This is a genomic window from Rhizobium sp. UFLA01-1127, assembly GCF_059803845.1.
Map to the genome: position 1 here is coordinate 1 of NZ_JAUQTZ010000103.1, position 22,139 is coordinate 22,139.

Here is a 22,139-nt window from a genome sequence, read left to right on the forward strand (position 1 = left end):
GAGATAGGGAACTGCGTCAGCGGGCCGCCATGGCGGCCATTTCCCGGGCAATCACGCCGACCTCGGTGACTGCGGCTTCTGCTGCTGGGTAACCTTAAGACTTCACTGTTCAGGTATTGACCGCATTGCGTTACTTCACAGTGCTCTGCGCGGCAGAATAGTTTTCATTTCTTCTGGTATCATCAGCTGAAGACTCAGTGAGGTGCCGAATGATATGCGCTCAGCAGCTGTGCTCAAAACCGGATTGATTGCAGCAACGCAATCGTGCGATCGGGGAAAGGTCCGTGAAAGCTCTACGCATCCTTTCGAATTTATTTTACATTAGGAATGTGATAGCTCAGCTATAGTAGTCCTGCGAGAGTGATAATGGTAGAACTCAAATTTGATAAGCCACCTCTGGGAAACAGCGCTGACGACATTGCAAGTGAATGCCGCCGTCAATTGCAGCCTATCGTCCATGAAATCGTTCGGGCTGCGGTCGCGGACGGATGGGATCGAAAAGACGTGCTCTTGGCAATCGCGGACGTGGCATGGGATCTCTATGAAAAACACCGAGGCGATACCCAGCAGCCATAGTGGCTGGCGATCGGGTTTTCCATCTATGCGCGAATTGTGATTTTTATCGTGAGCAACTATGCGTTGAAGCGGTCGGGATGTGTTTGTCCGAACCGGAAGTGTTCTGACCCACCGGCCCACCCATATGGGCGTCTCCCCTTCCCAAGTCGGTAATTTATATTATTTAATTTTGGGCTATAAGCAGACTTGTGGCGGTTTCGAACCCCGCAGGGTTGGGAAGCTGAGATCTTGAACCAAGTTGGGATCTGGTCTGCTGCTTGCATTTACAGGATTTCGTTCGGGCGGGGCGGTAACGGATGGATTATGCGGTTAAGGCCCGGGAACGGGCCGATCGATATGTGTTCGACATAATTCCTGAGAATGCGGGCCAGAGAAAGGTCACCGCGCACGGAAGCGTCATCAATTCCGTGCGCAATCCGGGATCACAGACGTTCCTGGCCAAAGAGCATGCGATGGGGGTCGTACTGGCCCCCATGCGCGGCTTGCGGGCGTCTCTCGGCAGCGACCGGATCACCCAGTACGATGCGCCCCTTGGCTGTCTTGTCATCAATCCCGCCGGTGTGGACAGCAGTCTTGCCTGGTCCGAAACCAGGAAAAATCTTGTCATCGCCATTCCTCCCGACACTTTGTCAGAGCTGGCGCTTCAGGAGTTCGACCTCGGCAATGTAGAGCTCCGGCCGCCCGCTTTCGGTACCGTCGATCCGATAGCTCTCGGCATTGCGCAGAGGATTTCTGTCGAATTAACCGGGAAAGCAACTCCGAATGAACTCTTTCTGGATTCATTGGTTACGCAGTTCAGCACACATCTCCTCCATACTTATGCAAGCCATATGAAACAGCTTCCGTCGCCAAGGGGAGGGCTCTCCGCCAAAAGCGCCCGTCGCATTGAAGAATATCTCCGTGAACATTTTACGGAAAAGGTTCATGTCGCTGAACTGGCGGCTGTCGCCGGCATTTCGCCCAATCATTTCATCGTAAGGTTCGCCAAGACGTTCGGCATGCCGCCTCACCGCTACCTCATAAATCTACGGCTGGATTTTGCGGAAAAAATGCTTGTCGAGGGCGAAATCCCGATTGCGGAAATTGCCTACCTGACCGGATTTTCGGATCAAAGCCATCTGGCGACAACCATGAAGCGGTATCGCGGCAGGACGCCGACGGAGCTGCGGTTCGAGTGACGACCTGCCGCGCTTTGCGTGAGAATCCCGATCGGATCCGGACGGAGGGTAATCGCATATGAGCTGGATCGGCACAGGAAACTCCTTCTCCCCGCTGGGAGAAGGAGGACGCGGCAGCGATTTCAGTTCATAGGCGATTGCCCTGCATCCGACCGGGCCGGAATCGACATTCTCAAATTGGCGAGCGCGCTTCGGGCGGAAAAGGATCGTACCTGGCTCTTCATCTTCGCGCGCGCAGCAGGGGCAGGTTTCCGGTGGCCGGAAGATACCACGCGTATATATAAAACAGCCTTAGGTACGTGTGGCAAAGTGGTTACACCTGCAACCGGCTAAACAAAAAACCGTAATTTTCTAAAAAAAGTCCGGAATTTTCTAAAATACCGTAGCACTAAAATAAGGCCATGTAGCCGATGGTAACCATCCGGTGCTTCATGGACATTCAATTCCCTGAATTCGAAATCTTTGCTCCAAAAATCGAGGTGGCGTGGACTGCCTTGCAGCAACGGTACGCCAGCCGCCTGAGCGGCGCTGAAGTCGATTATCTATTTGCCTGTCTCGTCTTTGGTTTGACCTCTCCGGCCTATGGGGAAGGGGAGCCTTTGTTCCATTTCGATCTCTGCCGCGCCCTTGTGGCGATGAAGCTTCCGCCCGATCGCGCCGATGCTGCATTGCATGCCGTTCCGGAGCTGACGCAGCCATGGGTCGAAACTGTTCGCGAGCAGCTCGAAAGCCAAGCCGCCAAGATGGGGCGCGCGCTTCAGGAAATGCGGAATTTCAACGACGACACGGCCGCGGATGCGGGTCCAGGCGTGCTTGGTCGTCCAGGTAACAGCGAGGAGAAGGCAGCATGAAGGAATGCGTTGGGGAGCATTTGCAAGCGAAATCTCGTAGCGGACTTGCCGGGAGCTGGGTGCCGGAGAGAAATGATCGTCGCTCCGTGCGTCGCAGGCTGATGGCAGCACTTCGAGCAGCCCATCGCGTGTTGGGCATGAAGCGGCTTCGGCTGGGCTTGGGAGTGCCGACAGCCGGCGGCACTGCCGGAGTACTGCTTGCCGTCATCAGCGGTATGGCGCCGCAAACGGCCTTCGCGCAGCTTGCCATCGGCAACGGGACTGTGACCAACCTCGCAAATTGCACGACTCCCTCCGCGGGGGTGCAAAGCGTAGCTATCGGCTGTGCCAGTAGCGCCACCGGCTCCGCCTCGACCGCCATCGGCGATGGCGCCAAGGTGAATGGCGACGATGGTGTGGCAATAGGCACCGGTAACACCGCGACGGGCAACGCCTCGATCGCCATTGGTTATGCGATGGGTGTCAATGGCCTCAACGCCATAGGCATGGGCGTCTTCGCGAACGCGACCGGCGTCAACGCTCTTGCCGTGGGCGGGAACGCCCGGGCGCTGGCGGACGGGGCTTCGGCCTTTGGTGTCAACACCACTGCAAGCGGGGCGAACGGCGTCGCTCTCGGCTCATCGGCCACCTCTTCGGGTGGTGCCTCGATAGCAGTTGGAGTGTCCTCCAACGCTTCATCTTCAAACGGTGCTGCCGTGGCCATGGGGGTCGGTGCTAAGGCAAACGCCGGAACGGGCGGCGGTTCTCCGGTTGCCATTGGTACGAATGCCAATGCAAGCGGCACCGCTCCTTCCGGCTTCACGTTCGAGGCTGTTGCGTTGGGCTCCGCTTCGACGGCCACGGGGTCATGGTCGACCGCCGTAGGTCCAACCTCATCTGCGACGGGAACCGGAGCGAGCGCCCTTGGCACGTCGGCCGCCGCCACTGCAAACCAGTCCACGGCGATCGGAAACGGAGCAGCCGCTTCCGCCCTGAGGGGCTCGGCCATGGGCTACCTTGCCAAGGCCTCGAACACGGACACCATCGCCCTCGGCACGAATGCCGCCGCCTCCGGTACTAACGCGCTTGCCATCGGTCCTACCACCGTAGCGTCGGGAGCTTTCGGGGTTGCCTTGGGCAACCAGGCACAGGCGCTCGCTGCCGGCGGAGGTGTAGCGATAGGTTCGGGCGCAATCGTTGCTGCCACCGCAACCTCCGGCGTCGCAGTCGGCAACAATGCGAATGCCGGTGGTGCTTCATCAGTTGCCACGGGTGCCGGCGCCAGTGCCAGCGGCGCCAATTCCATTGCCACCGGACCTACGGCGCTCGCCAGCGGCACAAATGCCTCATCCTACGGTTCTGGAACGAAGGCGACGGGCGATAATTCTCTCGCAGCCGGCGTCAGCGCCAACGCTGGCGGGGCCGGCAGTACCGCACTCGGTATCGGCACCGTAGCGAGCGGCGCCGACTCGGCGGCCATGGGCTTCCAGGCCAGTGCGACGGGAACGGACTCCACCTCGCTTGGCTCCGCCGCCAAGGCCACCGGTGCCCGTGCATTCGCGGGTGGCCGGACGGTCACAGCCTCAGGGGATGACGCCGTTGCCATTGGCACGACGGCTGTCGCGCAAGGGGCAGCCTCGACAGCGCTCGGAGCGGGTGCAGTCGCACTCGGCGTCAATGGGGTCGCCATGGGCACTTCCGCCGGCTCCCTCACCGACAATTCCGTCGCCATCGGCACGGGCGCAATAGCTGATGGCGGCGAGTCGGTCGCCATCGGTTCCGGCAACACCGCTTACGGCAATGGCGCGGTCGCAATCGGTGATCCGAGCTATGCGAGCGGCACGGGCGCCTTCACCGGCGGCGCCAACAACATCGCCAACAGTGACGGCACGGCAAGCGCCACCGCCGCCAACCAGGCGGCCGGCGCGGTCGCGATCGGTAACAACAACAAGGCGATCGGCCAGGGCTCGGTCGCGCTCGGCAACGGTTCCACCGCGGGTGCCTCCGGTTTCGTCGGCAACGTCGCATTGGGTAACGGCGCGACGGCGGCGGCAAGCTCCGGCGACGTGGCGCTCGGCTCGGGCTCGGTGACCGCGGTCGCGGTCGGAACCCCCAGCACGGTGATCGGCACCACGACCTACAACTTCGCCGGCACGACGCCGACCTCGACGGTGAGTGTGGGAGCGCCAGGCGCCGAGCGCACCATCACCAATGTCGCGGCGGGCCGTCTCAACAACGGTTCGACGGATGCCGTCAACGGTTCGCAGCTCTTTGCCACCAACCAGCAGGTGACGCAGAACACGACCGATATCAGCAACATCACCAACGGCGGCGGCATCAAGTATTTCCATGCCAACTCGGCGGCGGCGGACTCCTCGGCGACGGGCGCGGAATCGGTTGCGATCGGACCTCTCTCGACTGCGGCAGGAGCAAATGCCATCGCAGCCGGCAACAGCGCAACCGCTTCCGGCCTCGACGCGGCCGCGTTCGGCTACATCTCCAAGGCCACGGGTGATTACGGCACCGCCATCGGCCCCAATGCCAATGCAACAGCCACGTCCAGCACCGCGATCGGTCAGAACGCGTTCGCCACCGGCATTCAAGCCTCCGCTCTCGGCGCAGGCGCGAATGCCGGCGCTCAGAACGCCTTGGCATTGGGTGCTCTCTCCTCCGCCAACAACGCAGGCGCCGTGGCGCTCGGCTCGGGTTCCGTGACAGACGTCGCGGTCGGCACGGCAAGCACCGTGATCGGCGCTACCACCTACAATTTCGCCGGCACGACACCGGGCTCGACGGTCAGCGTCGGCGCCGTCGGTGCCGAACGTACCATTACCAATGTCGCGGCCGGCCGGATCAACGGCGGCTCGACCGACGCGATCAACGGTTCGCAGCTCTTCGCCACCAACCAGCAGGTGACGCAGAACACCACCGACATTACTACGATCAACGGCAACCTCACCAATCTCGGCAATACGATCAACAACATCGCCGGCGACACATCGACGGCCTATACCGACGCAAACGGCACGGGCATCCGATATGTCCGCACCAACGACAGCACGCTTGCCGTCAGCGATTCCTCCGCACAAGGTGTCGGCTCCACCGCTGTCGGCTATAACGCCACCTCGGTTGCCGACAATTCGCTCGCACTTGGCATGAACAGCCAGTCGACCATCGTCGGCGGCGTAGCGCTCGGTTCCGGATCGGTTTCCGATCGCGCTCTGGCGCCCACCAGCGGCCAGATCGCAGCCGGGCCAACGAACTTCATCCAGTATAATACGACGGACAAAACCCTCTTGGGCGCCGTCTCGGTCGGTTCTAGCACGTCCTATCGCCAGATCATCAACGTTGCGGACGGCACCAATGCGCAGGATGCCGTCACGGTTCGCCAGCTCCAGGGCGCCATCGCTTCGGTGGCGGCGACACCAGGCAAATACTTCCATGCCAATTCGGCGGCGGGCGACTCCCTCGCTGTCGGTGCCGAATCGGTTGCCGTCGGTCCGACAACCGTCGTCAATGGCGACAACGGCATCGGCATCGGCAATGGTGCGATCGTCGACCAAGTGGCTCCGGGCGGCACGGCTATCGGCCAGAATGCCCACGTCATGCTGGCCGATGGCGTTGCCCTTGGCACGAACTCGCTGGCTGCGGGCGTCCAATCGGTGGCGCTCGGTGCCGGCGCGCAGGCCAACAACGTCAACAGCGTTGCGCTGGGTGCTCAATCCGTAACGACCGTAGGCGCGCAGGCAGGCTATACCGGCTTCGCCCTTACAGGCCCGCAAACCTCCGTCGGCGAAGTGTCGATCGGCTCGGCGGGATCGGAGCGCAAGCTGACCAATCTCGCAGCAGGTTCGGCAAACACAGACGCCGTGAATGTCAGCCAGCTTAAGGGTCTCGGCACCAATATCACCAACCTGATCGGCGGCGGCACGACGGTAAACCCGGATGGGTCGATCACCGGCCCGACCTACAATATCCAGGGCAACAACTACAGCACGGTCTATGACGCCTTCGGTGCGGTCAATAACTCATTGACCAACATCACCAATGGCGGCGGTATCAAGTACTTCCATGCCAACTCGACGCTGGCGGATTCCATCGCAGGCGGCACCGACAGCGTCGCGATCGGTCCGCAGAGTGTCGCAAGCGGCGTGAGCAGTCTGGCAGCAGGACTTGGATCTACGGCGACAGGGCAGGGCGCGGTTGCCCTCGGCCAGGGCGCGCAGGCCAACAATGCAAATGATGTGGCCTTGGGCTCCGGTTCCACAACACAGGCGGCCGTCGCTACCACCGGCACCGACATCCAGGGTCAGCATTACAACTTTGCCGGAGCCGCGCCAGTCGGCACCGTCAGTGTGGGCGCCGCAGGGGCCGAAAGAACCATCACGAACGTCGCAGCCGGCCGCATTTCTGCCGACAGCACCGACGCCATCAACGGATCGCAGCTTTATGCGACCAATCAGGCGATCGACAGCCTGCAGACGGGTGTCGGAACGATCACCAAGAACGCTGTCACCTACGACCTCAATCCAGACGGGAGCAAGAAGAACAGCATCACGCTGCAGGGTGGTGACGTGAACGCACCGGTGGTCATTTCCAACGTCGGCAAGGGTGTCGCCCCGACGGATGCCGTGAATGTCGCCCAATTGGGCGACAGCATCACGCAGGTCAAATCCTATGCGGACACGGCCGCCGCCAATACGCTGGCTTCCGCCAACAACTATACGGACCAGAAGTTCGGGCAATTGAACCGAGAGCTCGGAGACGTACGGTCGGAAGCGAGACAGGCGGCCGCAATCGGGCTTGCCGCCGCATCGCTTCGCTATGACGATCGTCCGGGCAAGCTGAGCGTAGCCGTCGGCGGTGGCGTCTGGCGGGGCGAGGGCGCCTTGGCCTTCGGTGCGGGCTATACCAGCGAAGACGGACGAATTCGCGGAAACTTGTCGGGCACGGCAGCAGGCGGGCAAGTGGGCGTCGGCGCCGGTCTCAGCTTCACTCTGAATTGAGCCTGCCATGTTCAAAGGCGCACTTTTCGGCGTCCCCGCTTTCGTGATGTGCATGCTCCTGTCCGGCTCGATTGCAGCCGGACAGGAGATGGTTCTTGCCAACTATCGTATCAGGCCTTCCGAGGTGGTGGTTCCTCCGGAGCTGAAGCCTGGCGAGTATCAGCGGACCATTCGTCCGTTCGAAAACTGGACGCTGATCTGCGACGAAAACCTGAAGATTCGCCAGCGGGTCTGCAACGTTACCCAGATCATCGAGAACGAGGCGGGACAGGTCGCATTCAGCTGGTCGCTCGCAGCGACTAAAAAAGGCGATCCCTACATGATCTTGCGTGCAGCCCCGGTCGCCAAGAGCGACGGCGGTATCCTGCTGCAATTCGAGGGCCGCAAGGAGCCGGTACAGGTCCGCTTCAACGGCTGCAACAATACGGTTTGCGTCGGCATGCTGCCGGTCGGGCCTTTGATGCGCGAGCAGATTTCCAAAAGTACGGCACCAACGGTTTCCTATCCGACCACGGACGGGAAGATCGTCAGCCTGACCGCAAACCTCAAGGGCCTTTCCACAGCCGTTAAGGCCATAAAGTGACGGACGGATTTCAATGACCCAGCAATCGATTCACGATCGCATCATGTTGCGAAACACCAAAGACGCCGCAATTCAGAACTTCGCCGGCGAACAAGCCAAGCCGGGGCGAAGCTGGCGAAAGACCATCGCCCTTTCGGTGCTGGCCATTGCAATCGCCGGCGCCGGCGGCTACGCCGCCTTCCGATATGATGTGCTGGGGAACCTTTTGTCACAGCCGGCGGTTGCGGCGGCCAACGACGCCAATCAAACGCTGCCCGATACGCCGTTTCTGCAGCACGCCAAGCAGGCCGGGCTGCACTCCTGTTCGACCGTTTTCCCGGTTCTCGGACAGCTGCTGACCAACGGCACGCAGTATAACGTTCAGTCGGTGTGGAACAACGAGGCGGCCGACAAGCATGCCGTACAGGCACTTGTCGGAATGAACTATGCGACACAGGGCTACAGCGGTCCAGCCGCCGGCATTGTATTTGCCGCACCCGTCGCATCCGGCTGCGAGGGCTCGATGGTTCGGGTGGCGCCGTTCACGGCCTCCTGTCCGGAAATTTCGGCCAAGTTTCCGAACGGCAGCAAGCTCGTCAACAATCTCGGCCAGGTCGGCGTCTACCAGCTCGGCAACGATGGCGGTGACGCGATGCTTTTGCCGACCGGAAGCGGCTGCGTCGTCATTTCCGTGGCTTCGGCGGCAGGAAAACAAGGGGGCTTAAAATGAGATCGAGATCTGCCATAGCGGCGATCGGCATGCTGTTCGTCACCGCCGGTCATCTGGGAGCCGCCGATCTTTTTACGGCCGAGCAGGCGCCGGTTCCTCCGCCGGAGGAACGTGGCATATGGGCAGCCATCGCCTATTCCGCGCCCGATGAAAAATACGGCTTCTTCTGGGGTGCCGACAAGCGCCAGGAAGCCATGGACATCGCGCTCAAGCATTGCGAGCGGGACAAGGGTAAGAGTTGCGTCGTGGTCAGCATATTCCGCAATCACCGGCATTGGGATGACGACGACAAGACCGGCTTTCCCTACAATCATTGCGGCGCCCTCGCCATCGGCAAGGAAAAACGCGAACGGGCGACGCCATGGAGCGCAAATTCGGCACCGACGCGCCGCGAAGCGGAAGATCTTGCGCTCAAGGCATGCGAGCGCTCGGGCTCTCGCTGCGCTGTCCGGGAATGGGTATGCACGTGATCTATCCCGGCGCTGAAAGCCGTGGTACGGAAATTCGTGCCGATGGTGGCCATGACCGACCCTAATTCGTCGCCTTGGTTCTTGAGGGAACCGAGGCGGAATATTGCATTTCTAATTGAAAGATCTCGTCCCTTGTCAAACCCGGCATTCACATTATCTCGGACAATCGACCGCATATCTTTTGCAGCGCGTGTCTTTGTCTGTGCGGGCTTCGCTCTGACGTTTCCACCCGCAGCCTTTGCGCAATCGGCTTTGCCGAACGGTGCGTCGAGCCTGCAGGAGACCTATCAGGACTGGCGTATCGTGTGCAGTCAGCGCGACAAGGTGCCGGCATGTTCGATTTCGCAGGATCAGACCCAGCAGAACGGCCAGAGGCTGCTTGCCGTCGAAATGCAGATCCGTCCCGACGGCAGTGCGCTCGCAACACTATTGCTGCCTTTCGGAATCGTCCTCGACTCGGGCGTGACGCCGAATATCGATGATCAGCCGCCTATGAAGCCGATCCGTTTTCGCACCTGTTTGCCGAACGGCTGCATTGCCTTGCTTCCGCTCGACGCCGCGACACTTAGCAAAGTGCGCACCGGCTCGCGCTTGAACCTCAAGGTCGTTGCCGACGGCGGCAACGCTCTCGCTTTTCAGGTATCCCTGCAAGGCTTTTCCGCCGCTGCCGACCGCGTTGCCGCATTGGGCGTCAAATAGGAAAACGCGTCTTCAGAGCCGCGCTTATCAAAGTCGCTCAACTGCAGCGCTCCAGCGAGCGCAACCCGCGATCTTTTGAATCCGTGTGAGCGGTGCTGGTCGGATGCGACGGTAACGCATCTCCACAGCATCCGGCAGCTCTGATTGCCCGGTCAGACGGCTACCAGATGACCGGGAGAAATGGCCCGATATTCGCGTGGCGCGGTGAGGTAATCGACGGGCCGGATCGGGCTCTTCAATTCCTCGCTGGCATTCGCGCCCTTCTCGCGCCGGCGATCGGGGTCAGGCACCGGAACGGCTGCCATCAGCTTCTTCGTATAGTCGTGCTGCGGATTGCCGAAGACGGCTGCGCGCGGGCCGATCTCGACGATTTCGCCGAGATACATGACTGCGACGCGATGGCTGACACGCTCGACCACGGCCATGTCGTGGGAGATGAAGAGGAAGGAAAGGTTCAGGCTCTGCTGCAGGTCGAGCATCAGGTTGATGACCTGTGCCTTGATCGATACGTCGAGCGCGGACACGCTTTCGTCGGCGACGATTACCTTCGGCTGCAAGGCCAGCGCGCGGGCGATGCAGATACGCTGGCGCTGGCCGCCGGAGAATTCGTGCGGGTAGCGGCCGGCCATGTCGGGTGTCAGCCCCACCTTTCGCAGCATGTCGGCGACGATGTCCTTGGCCTCTCTTGCTGTTCCTAGCTTGTGTTCGAGATAGGGCTCGGCGATCGCCTGGCCGACGGTCATGCGCGGGTTGAGCGAAGCGAAGGGGTCCTGGAAGATCATCTGCACCGATTTGCGCATCTCGCGCATGTCACGCCTGTCAAGCGAGAGCACGTCGCGACCGCCGACGATGACGGAGCCGGATTGCGGCTCGATCAGCCGCATGATGGCGCGCCCCGTCGTCGATTTGCCGCAACCGGATTCGCCGACAAGCGATAATGTTTCGCCGGCAAAGAGATCGAACGAGACGTTTTCGACCGCATGCACGCGGCCCCTGAGCTTTCCGAAAAGGCCCGAATGGATGTCGAAGCGCTTGGTGAGGTTTTTTACCTGCAGAACCGGCTTTTCCTTTGCTACCGTATCAGGCACCTCGGCAGGCGTGTCGGACTCTCCCGTTGCCGCATTGACGACGGGAAAGCGCAGCGGTCGTTCATAGGATTGCATCGAGCCGAGTACCGGCACGGCCGACAGCAAGGCGCGGGTATAGGGATGCCGGCCGCGGTGGAAGATGTCAGCCGTAGCACCCGTCTCCACCTGCTCGCCGCGATACATGACGACGGTGCGATCGGCGATCTCCGCGACCACGCCCATGTCATGCGTGATGAACAGGACGGAAGTTCCTTCTTCGTCCTGCAGCATCTTGATGAGGTCGAGGATTTGGCCCTGGATCGTGACGTCGAGCGCCGTCGTCGGCTCGTCGGCGATCAGCAGCCTCGGCTTCGAAGCGAGCGCCATGGCGATCATGACGCGCTGGCGCATGCCGCCGGAAAAGCGGTGCGGATATTCGCCGAAGCGCGAAGCGGCCGAGGGAATGCGGACCTTTTCGAGCAGCCGGATCGTTTCGGCCTTGGCGTCTGCCGCCGACATATCCTTGTGGCAGAGCAAGGCTTCGGAAATCTGATCGCCGATGGTGAAGAGCGGATTGAGAGAAGTCATCGGCTCCTGGAAGATCATCGACACCTCGTTGCCGCGCACCTTGCGCATCTCATGCTCGGGGAGCGAAAGCAGGTTGCGGCCGCCGAGCATGATCCTGCCCTCAATGCGGCTCGAATCGCTCTGCAGCAGCCGCATGATCGACAGCGAGGTGACGCTCTTGCCCGAGCCGCTCTCGCCGACGATCGCCACCGTCTCGCCCGGCGCGACCGAGAAGGAAACATTGCGCACGACAGGCCTCCATGCGCCGTCCAACAGGAACGAGGTGGTGAGGTTCTCGACGGAGAGGATGGGTTCGACGGCCCCTGAGGCCTTTGGCTGCGACGCGCTCATGCTGGTTTCCTTCTTGCGATCCCTGCCACCACTCAGTCCGGCCAATTCAGCATGCCGTCGAAGCGATGCCTGCTGCGGTTTTCGATCGGCGTCGCGATGATCTCGTTGGAGGCGCGCGCCTTGTCGAGTTCTTCGACAAGCCGGGTCGCGACGATCGTCTCCTGGCCGGGATGCAGGTTGCATGGATCGAGATAGAAATAATGGTGTTCCACCTCATGGTCCCGGACGATCACAGGCGGGTTGCCGCGGGCAAGCGCTGCGGCAAGATCCCAGGCGCTGATATGGGCCTCGGGCGCCGAGATGATGACCCGCATGCGATCGAGCGGATTGTTGGTGGGGTCGGGCTCGATCAGGGCGGTGACGCCGGGGCGGCTGTCCAGAGTCCGCTTCCAGAGGTTCAGATAGCCCGTCTCGCGTTCGCGGATGCCGGCATGGTCGCGCTTTTCCCAGGCCTCCAGCGCCGCCATGACGCCATAGACGCTTTCCTTGCCGACCTTCATGCCGCGGCCGATGCCCATGTTCTGCAGGAAGGCGTTGCGCACCAGCTCCTTCTTGCCGGCGACGATACCGGAGGTCGGGCCGCCGAGGAACTTATGGCCTGAATAAAGCACGATGTCGGCACCCTGCGCCAGGAAGAGCTTGAGGTCGTATTCCGAAGCCGCATCGACGATGACAGGCACGCCCTTGGAGTGCGCAATCTCGATGAATTCCGTCAGATGCAGCAGGCCGTAATCGACCACATGATGGGATACGACATAGACGGCGGCTGCCGTCTTTTCGGTTATGGCGTTTTCCATATGGAAGCGGTGCGTCGAGGTCGCCTGACCGATCAGCACGACCTTGCCGCCGGCGAGGCGGATTGCCTGATCTACAGGAGCGCCGTAGCTCACCACATGACCCATCTGCACGATGACTTCGTTCTTGTCCGGGGTGACATCAGGCAGCTTCTCTATGGCAAGCAGGTTGTTGCCGGTGATGGCGCCGGCGACGGCGAGGCTGATGCCCGAGGAGCAGGATGCCGTCACGAAGCCCGCCTCTCCGCCGGTCAGCCGCGCGATGACGGCGCTGGCCTTGCGCTGGAGGTCGTTGATCTCAACGAATTGCGGCAGGATCGCCGTCATCGCCGCAATGGCTTCGGGCACGACGATCGATGCGCCGAGGCTCGTCATGGTGCCTGATACGTTGATGACAGGCCTCAGGCCGATCTTGCTGCGGATATCATCGGACATTCTATCTCTCCAAAGTGATGGCCGGCTGCCGATTGTCATCGACAGCTATGCCATAGTAATGTAATAGCTTCTCGAAACCCACGAGGAGCGTTGATTTGGACGCCAAAACCCTATCCACAGCACTCCCTGAAGGCACGGATTCTACCGGAGAAGCCGAAGCCAAAGGCGCGCGCCGTTCGCGCGTCAGCGGCATCGACCGCGCGCTGCAGGTGATCGACTATCTCTACGAAACCGGCGCGCCGGCTGGAGCCTACGCGATTGCCAAGGCGATCAAGGCGCCGCTTTCGACCGTCTATGTCATCATCGACGATCTGGTCGAAAAGAACATGCTTGGCCGCAATGCCGACGGTTCCGTCTGGCTGGGGGCGCGCCTTTACCACTATGGTCTTGCTTATGCCCGGTCGCTCGATTTCATGAGCGTCGCCACGCGCGAAATGCACGATCTTTGCCGGCAGGCGAGCGAGACGGTGCAAGTCTGCGGCCGCGACGGCGACAACATGCTGGTGCTGGCGATGGCGGACGGACCAAGCCATTTCCAGGTCGCTTCCCGTGTCGGAACGCGCGTGCCGCTCAACTGGACGGCCTCCGGCCGGCTTCTGGTCGGACATCTGCCGGAAGAGGAAAGGATCGAGCTTTTCAAGCGCTGTGCCCGCACTTCTCCGACCGGGCGGGCCGAGGTCGATGCCGGCGTGCTTTCCGCTGCCGCGGGGAAGGCCTTCGAGGAACGCCTTTCGGTCCAGGTGGCGGAGTCCGATTACGCGGTTGCCTGCATCGCCTCGCCGGTCGTCGATCGCGATGGGCAATGTGTCGCGACCATTTCGATCGTGCTGCCCGAACAGAAAGTCGTTTCCGACGGCCAACATTATGGCGAGCAGGTGCGAGCGGCTGCCGAGCGGATCGAAAAGCTGATGGGCTGGCGCAACCATTGAATTCGTCCTCCTTGGAGCAATTCCAGCAAAAGTGCGACGCGGCTTTGCGTCCGGAAGTGCGTAAAAACTAATCGTTGAGTGAGACGATCGCTTCGATTTCGACCGTGATGTTGCCAGGAAGCGAGCCGAAGCCGACGGCCGAACGGGCATGCTGGCCCGCTTCGCCGAAGACCTCGATGAAGAGGTCCGAGCAGCCGTTGATGACGCTTGGATGATCCTTGAAATGCGGCACGGCGTTGACCATGCCGAGCAGTTTCACCACCCGCTTCACCCTGGAAAGGTCGCCGAGCGCTTCGTGCATGACGGCAAGAAGGTTGATGCCTGTCAGCCGCGCGTGCTGATAGGCCCGGTCAACACCGACGTCACCGCCGACCTTGCCGGAGTGGAGATGGCCGTCCAGCTCTCGCGGCCCCTGGCCCGACAGATAGAGTACGTTGCCTTCGCGGACATGGGTCACGAAATTGGCGATCGGCGGCGGCGGCGGCGGCAGCTCGATCCCGAGCGCAGCCAGTCGCTGGTAGGGTGTTTGCGCTGTTGAAGCGGCCTGTGTTGGGGACGTGTTCACGTATGCTCCTGCTATGCGAGCCTGGTGTTTGATTAGCGCCACGAATAGCCATGGCTGTGGCGGACGAGCTTTCGGGCACGGGGGATATAGCGGCCGGCGGTGATCGCTTCCGCACCGATCACCGCGTAACGCGGCTCGAACAGCTTGCGCAGGCGCGAGACGTCGCCATTGGAATCGGTCGCCTCGAGATCCGCATCCACGAGGTCGAAAATGGTGAAATCAGCCCTTTCGCCGACCGACAGCCGGTTTTCCATCGAAAGCTTAATGACCGAGGCCGGCGCATGGGTGACGGCGTCCACCACCTTGTCGAACGGCATGCCGACCGAGAGCAGCTTGGACATGGTGGTTGCGAGATCCCAGACGGGGAAGTTCATCGAATGGCCGTGCAGGTCGGTCGAGATCGAATAGGGCAGCAGGCCGCGTCTGATCGCCGCTTCGGCGACCTTGAAGGAGAAGGATGCGCCTCCATGGCCGATGTCGAGCCGGATGCCCTCGCCGGCGCAGCGCTCAGCGAGATTGTAGAGATCCTCGTCCTCCATGATGCTCGAACCGGCCTTGCCGTTGAAGCAGTGGGTGACGACATCCCCCGGCCCGAGGATTTCGAGCACTTCGTCATAGAGCGCCGGCGGCTCGCCGACATGCACCATCATAGGCACCTTCAGGATCTTGGCGATCTTCTTGCCGAGTTTGACGGGCGTGACCCCCCAGGAGCCGGTGATCACATGGCTCGCGCGCACCTTGATGCCGACGATATGCTCGCTGTTCTCAGCGTAGCATTCGAGGATGCGGTCGAGGTCGATATCCTTGATATCGCGCAGTTCCGGAACGCGATTGCAGGCAATGAGACCGATCGAACCGAGATTGAGGAAGGCCTTGATGCGTTCCCTGGAGGGTTCGATGATATATTCGCGGAACCCGTGAAAATTGGCTTCGCCGGCCGAACCCGCATCGACCAGCGTCGTGACACCGCGCTCGGCGCCGCATTCGGACGGGCGGATCGAGATATCCGTGCCGCCATGCCAGATGTGGACGTGCAGGTCGATCCAGCCGGGAGAAATCCAGGCGCCCCTGCCGTCGATACGCTCGAAATCGCCGGGCGCGGCAAGCCGCGGGCCGACGGCGGCGATCCTGCCATCGGCGCCGATGAGGATATCGATGATGCCGGCGGCCGTGTCGCCGCCGAAGGCCATGGGTTTCACGTTGGTGAGGAGGAGCGGTCTGCCCGCTTTTTCACCGGTCATTTACAGGTCCTTTCGAAGTCTTGGATCGAGCATGTCCCGCAGGCCGTCGCCGACCATCTGCAGCGAGAGCACGGAGAGGATGATGGCAAAGCCCGGGAAATAGGTCATCCAGTCGGCCTGGCCGATATATTGGCGGCCGGCGGCGATCATGGTTCCCCAGGTCGGAATTTCCGGGCTGACGCCAAGGCCGAGGAATGAGAGCCCGGCTTCGGCGAGCATGGCGCTGGCAAACAGGAAGGAGCCTTGCACCAGGATCGGCGACAGCAGGTTTCTAAGCACATGCCGCGTCATGATGTGGAATGTCGATATGCCGAGAGCCTTGGCCGCCTCCACGTAAGGGAGTTCGCGGATGACAAGCGTCGAGGCGCGGACGATGCGGGCCAGCCGCGGCGAATAGACGATCGACAACGCGACGATGACGGTCGTCAGCGACGGGCCGAGGGCTGCGACAAGCGCGATGGCAAGCAGGATATCCGGAAACGCCATCATGGCATCGATCAGGCGAGCGATCGGCGTGTCGAGCCTGTGGAAGAAGCCGGCGAGCAGGCCGAGAGTGACGCCGATCGCCGCAGACAGCGTCACGACGGCCGCGCCGACGAGCAGCGACAGCCGGCCTGCATAGATGGTGCGGGAAAAGACATCGCGGCCAAACTCGTCGGTGCCGAACCAGTAGATCCAGCTCGGCGGCTTCAGTCGATTGACGATTGAGAGCTTCGACGGTGAATAGGGCGCAATCCATGGCGCCAGGATGGCAAGCAGGGCGAAGGCGATCAGCACGGTGACGCCGATGGCGACGGTCTTGCGCTTCAGAAGCCGGCGAAGGAACTTGCTTCGCTCGCTTTGTATCTGCTTGGGTGTATCGGTTGCGATATCGGCCATCAGTAGCGTACCCTCGGATCAACCAGCAGGTAGAGCATGTCGATCGCAAAATTGATCAGGACGTAGAGGCCCGCAATGACGAGCAGGGCTCCCTGGATCACCGGATAGTCGCGGCGCAGCACCGCGGAGACGACGAGGCTTCCGACACCCGGTAGGCCAAAGACAGTCTCGGTCACGACCGCGCCGGAAATCAGGACAGCGGCGGTCAGTCCGAGAACGGTGAGAATCGGAATGAGAGCGTTCTTCAGCGCATGTTTGAGGACCACGCGGCGCTCGATGAGCCCCTTTGCGCGGGCGGTGCGGATATAGTCGTCCCCGAGCACGTCGAGCATCGATGCACGGGTGAAGCGCAGGATCAGTGCGGAGGAGACGAGACCGAGTGCTACGGCCGGCAGCGTCAGATGATACATGCGATCCACGAAGCTTGCGCCCGGCCCGCCATAGCCGGAAACCGGGAACATCCCCAGGCGCACGGCGAAGAACTGCATCAGGATCAGGCCGAGCCAGAAGCTCGGAATGCTTGCCGCCAGCATGCCGATCGCCATGGAAGCCTGATCGACGAACGATCCACGCCGATAGGCGGCATAGATGCCGATCGGCAGCGCGATGACGCCTGCGATCAGAAGCGAAAACAGCGTCAGGAAAAAGGTCGGCTCGGCGCGTTCGAGAAGGGCGGAGGAAACCGGAATGTTGAGGAAGATCGACTGGCCAAGATCGCCCTTGAGCAGTTGGCCGACATAAAACAGATATTGGATGAAGATGGATTGGTCGAGGCCAAGCCGGGTACGGAGTTCGGCAATATCCTGCGCGGTCGCATCCGGGCCGAGCATGACAGCCGCCGGATCGCCAGGCGTCACGCGCACGATCACGAAGACGATCGTGACGACGAGAAACATCACGACGATCATGCCTGCAAGGCGTTGAAGGATGTAGCGTATCATCGGGTCGGTTCCCAGAGTGGTTCCGCTTTTCTTCGAATAGCGGAACCACTTTGTTTCTTTGTTCTCTCGCAATTCCGAACGGAAAACCGCTGCGCACTTTTCCTGGAATTGCCCTAGGTCCGCAAACGGACAGGATCGGGAACGGGCGCCGGCCGTAACCGGCGCCCGAATGCCTTGGGAGGCTTATTTCTTGATCGATGCGTTCCAGAAGTAGGGCCATGGCGCCGGATTGACGCCCTGAAGCTTGGTGGAGATCGCCGCAACGGCGTTGAAGTCGCCAATCTTCATCATAGGAGCTTCGTCATAGATGGTCTTTTGAACATTCGCCCAAAGCTCGATACGCTTCTTGGGATCGACTTCTGTGTTGAAGGCGTCGATCGCAGCCTTGCTCGTCGGCGTGGTCCACCAGCCGGGCGAGCTTGGCGACAGCGTGCCGATCAGCGCCGGTTCCGGCAGGAAGGGGCTGTGGCTGATATAGATGTCCCACAGCGCCTTGTCGGCGCGGCGCTGAGTGAGCGTTGCCCAGTCGACCACCTGAAGGTCGACCGTAAAGCCTGCCTGTTTCAGATATTCGGCCGCGACCTGCGCCATCTTGTAATGGAATTCGTATTGGCGGCTGGTCAGGATGCGGATCGGTTCGCCCTTGTAGCCTGCGGCCTTGGCGGCGGCTGCAGCACCTTCCGGATCGGCGAGGTTATAGTTGCCTTTGACGCCGGCATCGGTGCTCCAGGTATAGGGGGCAGGGTACATGTTGCCGTCGACTGTATAGAAATTCGTGCTGCCGAAGGCGGCCGCCAGCATGTCCTCCATGCTGAGCGCCTGACGGATCGCCTTGCGGATCGCGACATTCTTCGCGATGCCATCGGCGGTATTGAAGACGAAGACCGGATAGCCGAACGGCTTCAGCAGCAGCGGCTGCGTCGCCGAGGATGATTTCAGCTTGTCGTAGGATTCGACCGGAAGACTGTCGATATAGTCGTATTGGCCGGAAATGGCCGCTTCGACGCGGGTATTGGCGTCGGGCACCGGAACGAAGCGGATCTCATCCAAATATTGATGCCGGGCGCCGCCGTAACCGTTGCTTTCGCCATCGCGCGGCTTGTAGCCCTCGAAACGCACCAGCTGGATATATTGGTCGGGCTTGCGTTCCTTCAGCATATAGGGACCGGTGCCGATGAAGTCGGTCATCGTGTCCGCCTGCTTGCTGGCCGGAATGATGATGGCGGCTGAGTTGTTGAAGGCAAGCAGCGAGGTCAAGGGAGCATAGGGCTGCTTCAGCTTGATGATGACCGTCGCCGGATCGTGGGCGGTGATCGCTTCGATAAAGCCACCGGCCTGCTTGCCGCGCGAGGCAAGCTTAATCCAGCGGTTGAGCGAGGCGACCACGTCGTTGGAGGTCATGACGCTGCCGTCGTGGAACTTGATGCCGGTCCTGAGCTTGATCGTATAGGTTTTGCCGTCGGCACTAATCTCGGGCAGCCTTTCGGCCAGCAGCGGCGTGACGTTCCAATTCTTATCGAAAGTGTAGAGCGTTTCGAAGATGTGCTGCGTGACGATGCCGACGAGATCGGCGGTAGAGGTCATAGGATCGAGCGTCGGCGGCTCGCCGATCGTTGCAACGTTGATGACGCCTCCTTTTTCCTGGGCCATCAGCAACGAAGGGGTTGCAATCAAGGCAGCCGCAATCAGCAAGCCGGTGCTTAGCTTCATCGAAATTCTCCCGTTTATGTTCCACAATTATGTTATATGCAATTTTATAACAGAATACAGGACGGATGCGGACTGTCAATGGTCTCGCCGGGGCTGGAGAAAAGCTCGTGCCATCAAGAGGGCGCAGGCTGATGGAATTTTGAGAAACGGCAGGCCTGCAATCCGGCTTGCTTTGGGGCGGGCAAAGCGTTCAAGCTCGCCCGATGATTTTGCGCACTTCCCGCCCGAAGCCGAGAAGATGATGTAGGACAATTTGCTCCGCAGTATCGGCGCAAGACCACATCAGCCGGGACGGATCGAACGGATGTTCGCCGCTTGCCAATCGGCCGGTCTGCAAAGAGGTTTTCGAGACAAGAATCCGGCTTCCGATCAGACTAAGGTCCAATGTTCAAAGCATTTCTTTTGGATTATTTGGACATTGCCCTGGTCGTTGACACCATTGCCACCCGTGTGTCTGCGACACGCCCTGTCACCATGTTAACCCATGGTGACAGGGCAAAATTCGAAGTGGTCAGAGGTTTGCCCTGCGGGGTTCAGCCTTCATTGCCGCGTTGAGGGCCATGACCGCATCTGCATCCTCGAGGCTCGGCTCCGGTCGGCCAAAGAAATAGCCCTGGACCTCGCTGCACCCTTCATTCACAACGCATTCGAGATGCGCTTCCGTTTCGACGCCTTCTGCGACGGTCGTGACGCCCAACCGCTTGCCCAGATCGGCGATAGCCCGGACAACTGCAGCGGATTCCGGTCGTTTCACGGCATCTCTTACGAACGAGCCATCGATTTTGATCTTGTCGAACGGGAAGGCGCGCAGGTGGGTCAGGGACGAATATCCGGTTCCAAAATCGTCCAGCGCAACCCTTACCCCCAGGTCACGTATCCGCCGCAGATCACCGATGCCCCGGTGTTCATCGTCGAACATCGCGGTCTCCGTCACCTCGATTTCAAGCCGGTCAGGCGATAGGCCGGAGGAGGCGAGTGCGGACAGCACGGTGGAGGCGATCGTGTCCTTGCCGAGCTGTGCCGCCGATACGTTGACAGCCACGCGCGCTCCATCCTCCCATCGGACGGCATCCCGGCATGCGGTGTTCAGGACGAATTCGCCGAGCTGCTCGATCAGCGCGCTCTGCTCGGCGATGGGAATGAATTCCGCCGGCGAAATCCAGCCCCTTTGAGGATGATGCCAGCGTATCAGTGCTTCGCGTGCGGTTATCCTCTTGCTGCGGATATCGACGATTGGCTGATAGAAGACGAACAATCCCTGGTTTTCCCGTAAGGATGCGCGCAGCTTCGTTTGAAGCAGTACGCTTTCCTGGATGCGATTTTCCATCTCGTCGGAAAATACCTTGAATGCTCCCTTGCCGCCGGCCTTCGCCGCGTAAAGGGCAATGTCGGCGCGCGCCAGCAAAGCTTCGCCGGTCTTGCCGTGCATTGGCGCATGCACAATGCCGACCGATGCGCCGATCTGAACCTGGCTCGTCTGATCAAGGTCGAATGGTACGGAGAGCGCTTCTATGACCCGGCCGGCAAGCTGCGTCACACTTAAGGGGTCGGCGAAAGGAACAAGCACGGCGAATTCATCGCCGCCGAGGCGTCCGATCGTCATCGCCTGTGACGTGCAAACTGCCCGCAGCCGGTCAGCGACCGCCTTCAGCAAGGCGTCGCCGACACGATGACCTTTGGTATCATTCACCAGTTTGAAGCCGTCGAGGTCAATGAACAGCAGCGAGGGGTGATCTTCCGTCTTGATGAGACTCGCGTCCAATTCTGCATTGAACGTGGTGCGGTTTGCGAGCCCGGTAAGCGTGTCGTGGTGCGCGAGTTGCCGTATGCGTCGCTCGGCCTCCACTTCCTTCGTAACGATCGCCCAGGTGAGCATCGGTCCCAAAAAGCTCCCGTCGTCGGCCGTTACCGCAGAGATCTTGAGATCCAGCACTTCCGGACCGAGATTGATCCGGGCATTGTGCGGCAAATTTGCCGGATCTGCGAGAATGCGGCGTTGGTGCTGCGGGCTCCGATGGAAAACGTCGATCGACGTGCCAAGCAGCTTGTCCGCCTTGATCGGCAGCAGGTGTTCGATCTTGCGCATGAGCTGCTTGGAGGTTTCATTGGCGTAGTTGATGATCAGTGTTTCGGGTTCAACCGTCATCACGGCGACAGGCATGTCGTCGATCATCCGCAGCAAACGGCTTTGTGCCTCTTCCCGCCGGCGCGCCTCTGTTTGAGCATTCACCATGCGCGCGAAGTCGCGGTAATTGATGTTGAGGATCACCAGCATGCCGGCGGATACCAATGCTATGTTCATCGCCGTTGCCACGAAAGTCGGTTGCCCGGTTGCGCAGAAAATAACGATGAAGGCCCCATTGACGATGGCCGTCACAGTGATGGCCGCGGAACGCAGATGCATGAGGCAAAAGATGCAGGCAATCACCGTGATGGCCATGTAAAAGGCCAGGTGTGAACGCGTATATGCGTCGCCATAGGGAAAGAGCAGGAACGACCAGACGGTAAAGACGAACGCAATTGCGAAAGAAAGACGATTGGTACGCCTCAGGGCGTGAAGTGCCGTCTCCGGATCGATGCGACGCGATCGCCGCCAATGGAACACACGC

At 60.8% G+C, this 22,139-nt stretch carries 17 protein-coding genes; 9 read left to right on the forward strand and 8 right to left on the reverse strand.

Annotated elements, in window-relative coordinates:
* Window positions 1-366 precede the first annotated feature (366 nt).
* From Q4Q11_RS22580 to Q4Q11_RS22615, 8 genes are all read left to right on the forward strand, one after another.
* Window positions 367-576 (forward strand): hypothetical protein, encoded by a 210-nt coding sequence (locus tag Q4Q11_RS22580; protein WP_498570881.1) that lies wholly within the window; start codon window positions 367-369, stop codon window positions 574-576.
* A gap of 296 nt (window positions 577-872) precedes the next feature.
* Window positions 873-1,754, forward strand: coding sequence for a helix-turn-helix domain-containing protein (locus Q4Q11_RS22585; RefSeq protein ID WP_498570882.1), 882 nt, complete (start codon window positions 873-875; stop codon window positions 1,752-1,754).
* Between the two features lie 431 nt (window positions 1,755-2,185).
* Window positions 2,186-2,605, forward strand: a complete 420-nt coding sequence (locus Q4Q11_RS22590) for a hypothetical protein (protein WP_498570883.1) — start codon at window positions 2,186-2,188, stop codon at window positions 2,603-2,605.
* A gap of 101 nt (window positions 2,606-2,706) precedes the next feature.
* Window positions 2,707-7,590 carry a beta strand repeat-containing protein gene (locus tag Q4Q11_RS22595; protein ID WP_498570884.1) on the forward strand — a complete coding sequence of 1,628 codons (4,884 nt, stop codon included), beginning with the start codon at window positions 2,707-2,709 and terminating at the stop codon, window positions 7,588-7,590.
* A 7-nt stretch (window positions 7,591-7,597) separates the two neighbouring features.
* Window positions 7,598-8,173, forward strand: coding sequence for an invasion associated locus B family protein (locus Q4Q11_RS22600; RefSeq protein WP_498570885.1), 576 nt, complete (start codon window positions 7,598-7,600; stop codon window positions 8,171-8,173).
* Between the two features lie 13 nt (window positions 8,174-8,186).
* Complete coding sequence (locus tag Q4Q11_RS22605; protein WP_498570886.1) at window positions 8,187-8,882, forward strand: hypothetical protein; 696 nt, start codon at window positions 8,187-8,189, stop codon at window positions 8,880-8,882.
* Window positions 8,879-9,352, forward strand: a complete 474-nt coding sequence (locus Q4Q11_RS22610; RefSeq protein ID WP_112512779.1) for a DUF4189 domain-containing protein — start codon at window positions 8,879-8,881, stop codon at window positions 9,350-9,352. The genes Q4Q11_RS22605 and Q4Q11_RS22610 overlap by 4 nt, the downstream gene beginning before the upstream one ends.
* Window positions 9,353-9,526: 174 nt before the next feature.
* Window positions 9,527-10,051: an invasion associated locus B family protein gene (locus Q4Q11_RS22615; RefSeq protein ID WP_498570895.1), complete on the forward strand. Its 525-nt coding sequence runs from the start codon at window positions 9,527-9,529 to the stop codon at window positions 10,049-10,051.
* A gap of 152 nt (window positions 10,052-10,203) precedes the next feature.
* Here the strand turns inward: Q4Q11_RS22615 and Q4Q11_RS22620 are convergent, their stop codons facing one another.
* Both Q4Q11_RS22620 and Q4Q11_RS22625 read right to left on the reverse strand, forming a co-directional pair.
* Window positions 10,204-12,036, reverse strand: a complete 1,833-nt coding sequence (locus tag Q4Q11_RS22620; protein ID WP_498570887.1) for an ABC transporter ATP-binding protein — start codon at window positions 12,034-12,036, stop codon at window positions 10,204-10,206.
* Window positions 12,037-12,068: 32 nt separating this feature from the next.
* The gene (locus tag Q4Q11_RS22625) at window positions 12,069-13,265 is read right to left on the reverse strand and encodes an aminotransferase class V-fold PLP-dependent enzyme (RefSeq protein WP_498570888.1); all 1,197 of its coding nucleotides are present in this window, start codon (window positions 13,263-13,265) and stop codon (window positions 12,069-12,071) included.
* Between the two features lie 95 nt (window positions 13,266-13,360).
* Here Q4Q11_RS22625 and Q4Q11_RS22630 point away from each other — a divergent pair, with 95 nt between their 5' ends.
* Window positions 13,361-14,194 (forward strand): IclR family transcriptional regulator, encoded by an 834-nt coding sequence (locus tag Q4Q11_RS22630; protein WP_498570889.1) that lies wholly within the window; start codon window positions 13,361-13,363, stop codon window positions 14,192-14,194.
* A 67-nt stretch (window positions 14,195-14,261) separates the two neighbouring features.
* On the opposite strand, the gene Q4Q11_RS22635 is transcribed toward Q4Q11_RS22630, so the two are convergent.
* The 6 genes from Q4Q11_RS22635 to Q4Q11_RS22660 form a co-directional block, all read right to left on the reverse strand.
* Entirely contained in the window at window positions 14,262-14,774 is a 513-nt protein-coding gene (locus Q4Q11_RS22635; RefSeq protein ID WP_498570896.1) for a RidA family protein, read from the reverse strand.
* A 17-nt stretch (window positions 14,775-14,791) separates the two neighbouring features.
* Window positions 14,792-16,000, reverse strand: a complete 1,209-nt coding sequence (locus Q4Q11_RS22640) for an amidohydrolase/deacetylase family metallohydrolase (RefSeq protein WP_498570890.1) — start codon at window positions 15,998-16,000, stop codon at window positions 14,792-14,794.
* A complete protein-coding gene (locus Q4Q11_RS22645) occupies window positions 16,001-16,879 on the reverse strand; it encodes an ABC transporter permease (RefSeq protein ID WP_498570891.1) in 879 nt (292 codons plus the stop codon). It lies immediately after the preceding gene.
* Complete coding sequence (locus Q4Q11_RS22650) at window positions 16,879-17,820, reverse strand: ABC transporter permease (protein WP_498570892.1); 942 nt, start codon at window positions 17,818-17,820, stop codon at window positions 16,879-16,881. Before Q4Q11_RS22650 ends, Q4Q11_RS22645 begins: the two co-directional genes overlap by 1 nt.
* Before the next feature lie 183 nt (window positions 17,821-18,003).
* A complete protein-coding gene (locus tag Q4Q11_RS22655) occupies window positions 18,004-19,530 on the reverse strand; it encodes an ABC transporter substrate-binding protein (protein ID WP_498570893.1) in 1,527 nt (508 codons plus the stop codon).
* Window positions 19,531-20,041: 511 nt separating this feature from the next.
* The coding region (locus Q4Q11_RS22660; protein ID WP_498570894.1) for a putative bifunctional diguanylate cyclase/phosphodiesterase at window positions 20,042-22,139 on the reverse strand (2,098 nt) is incomplete at its 5' end.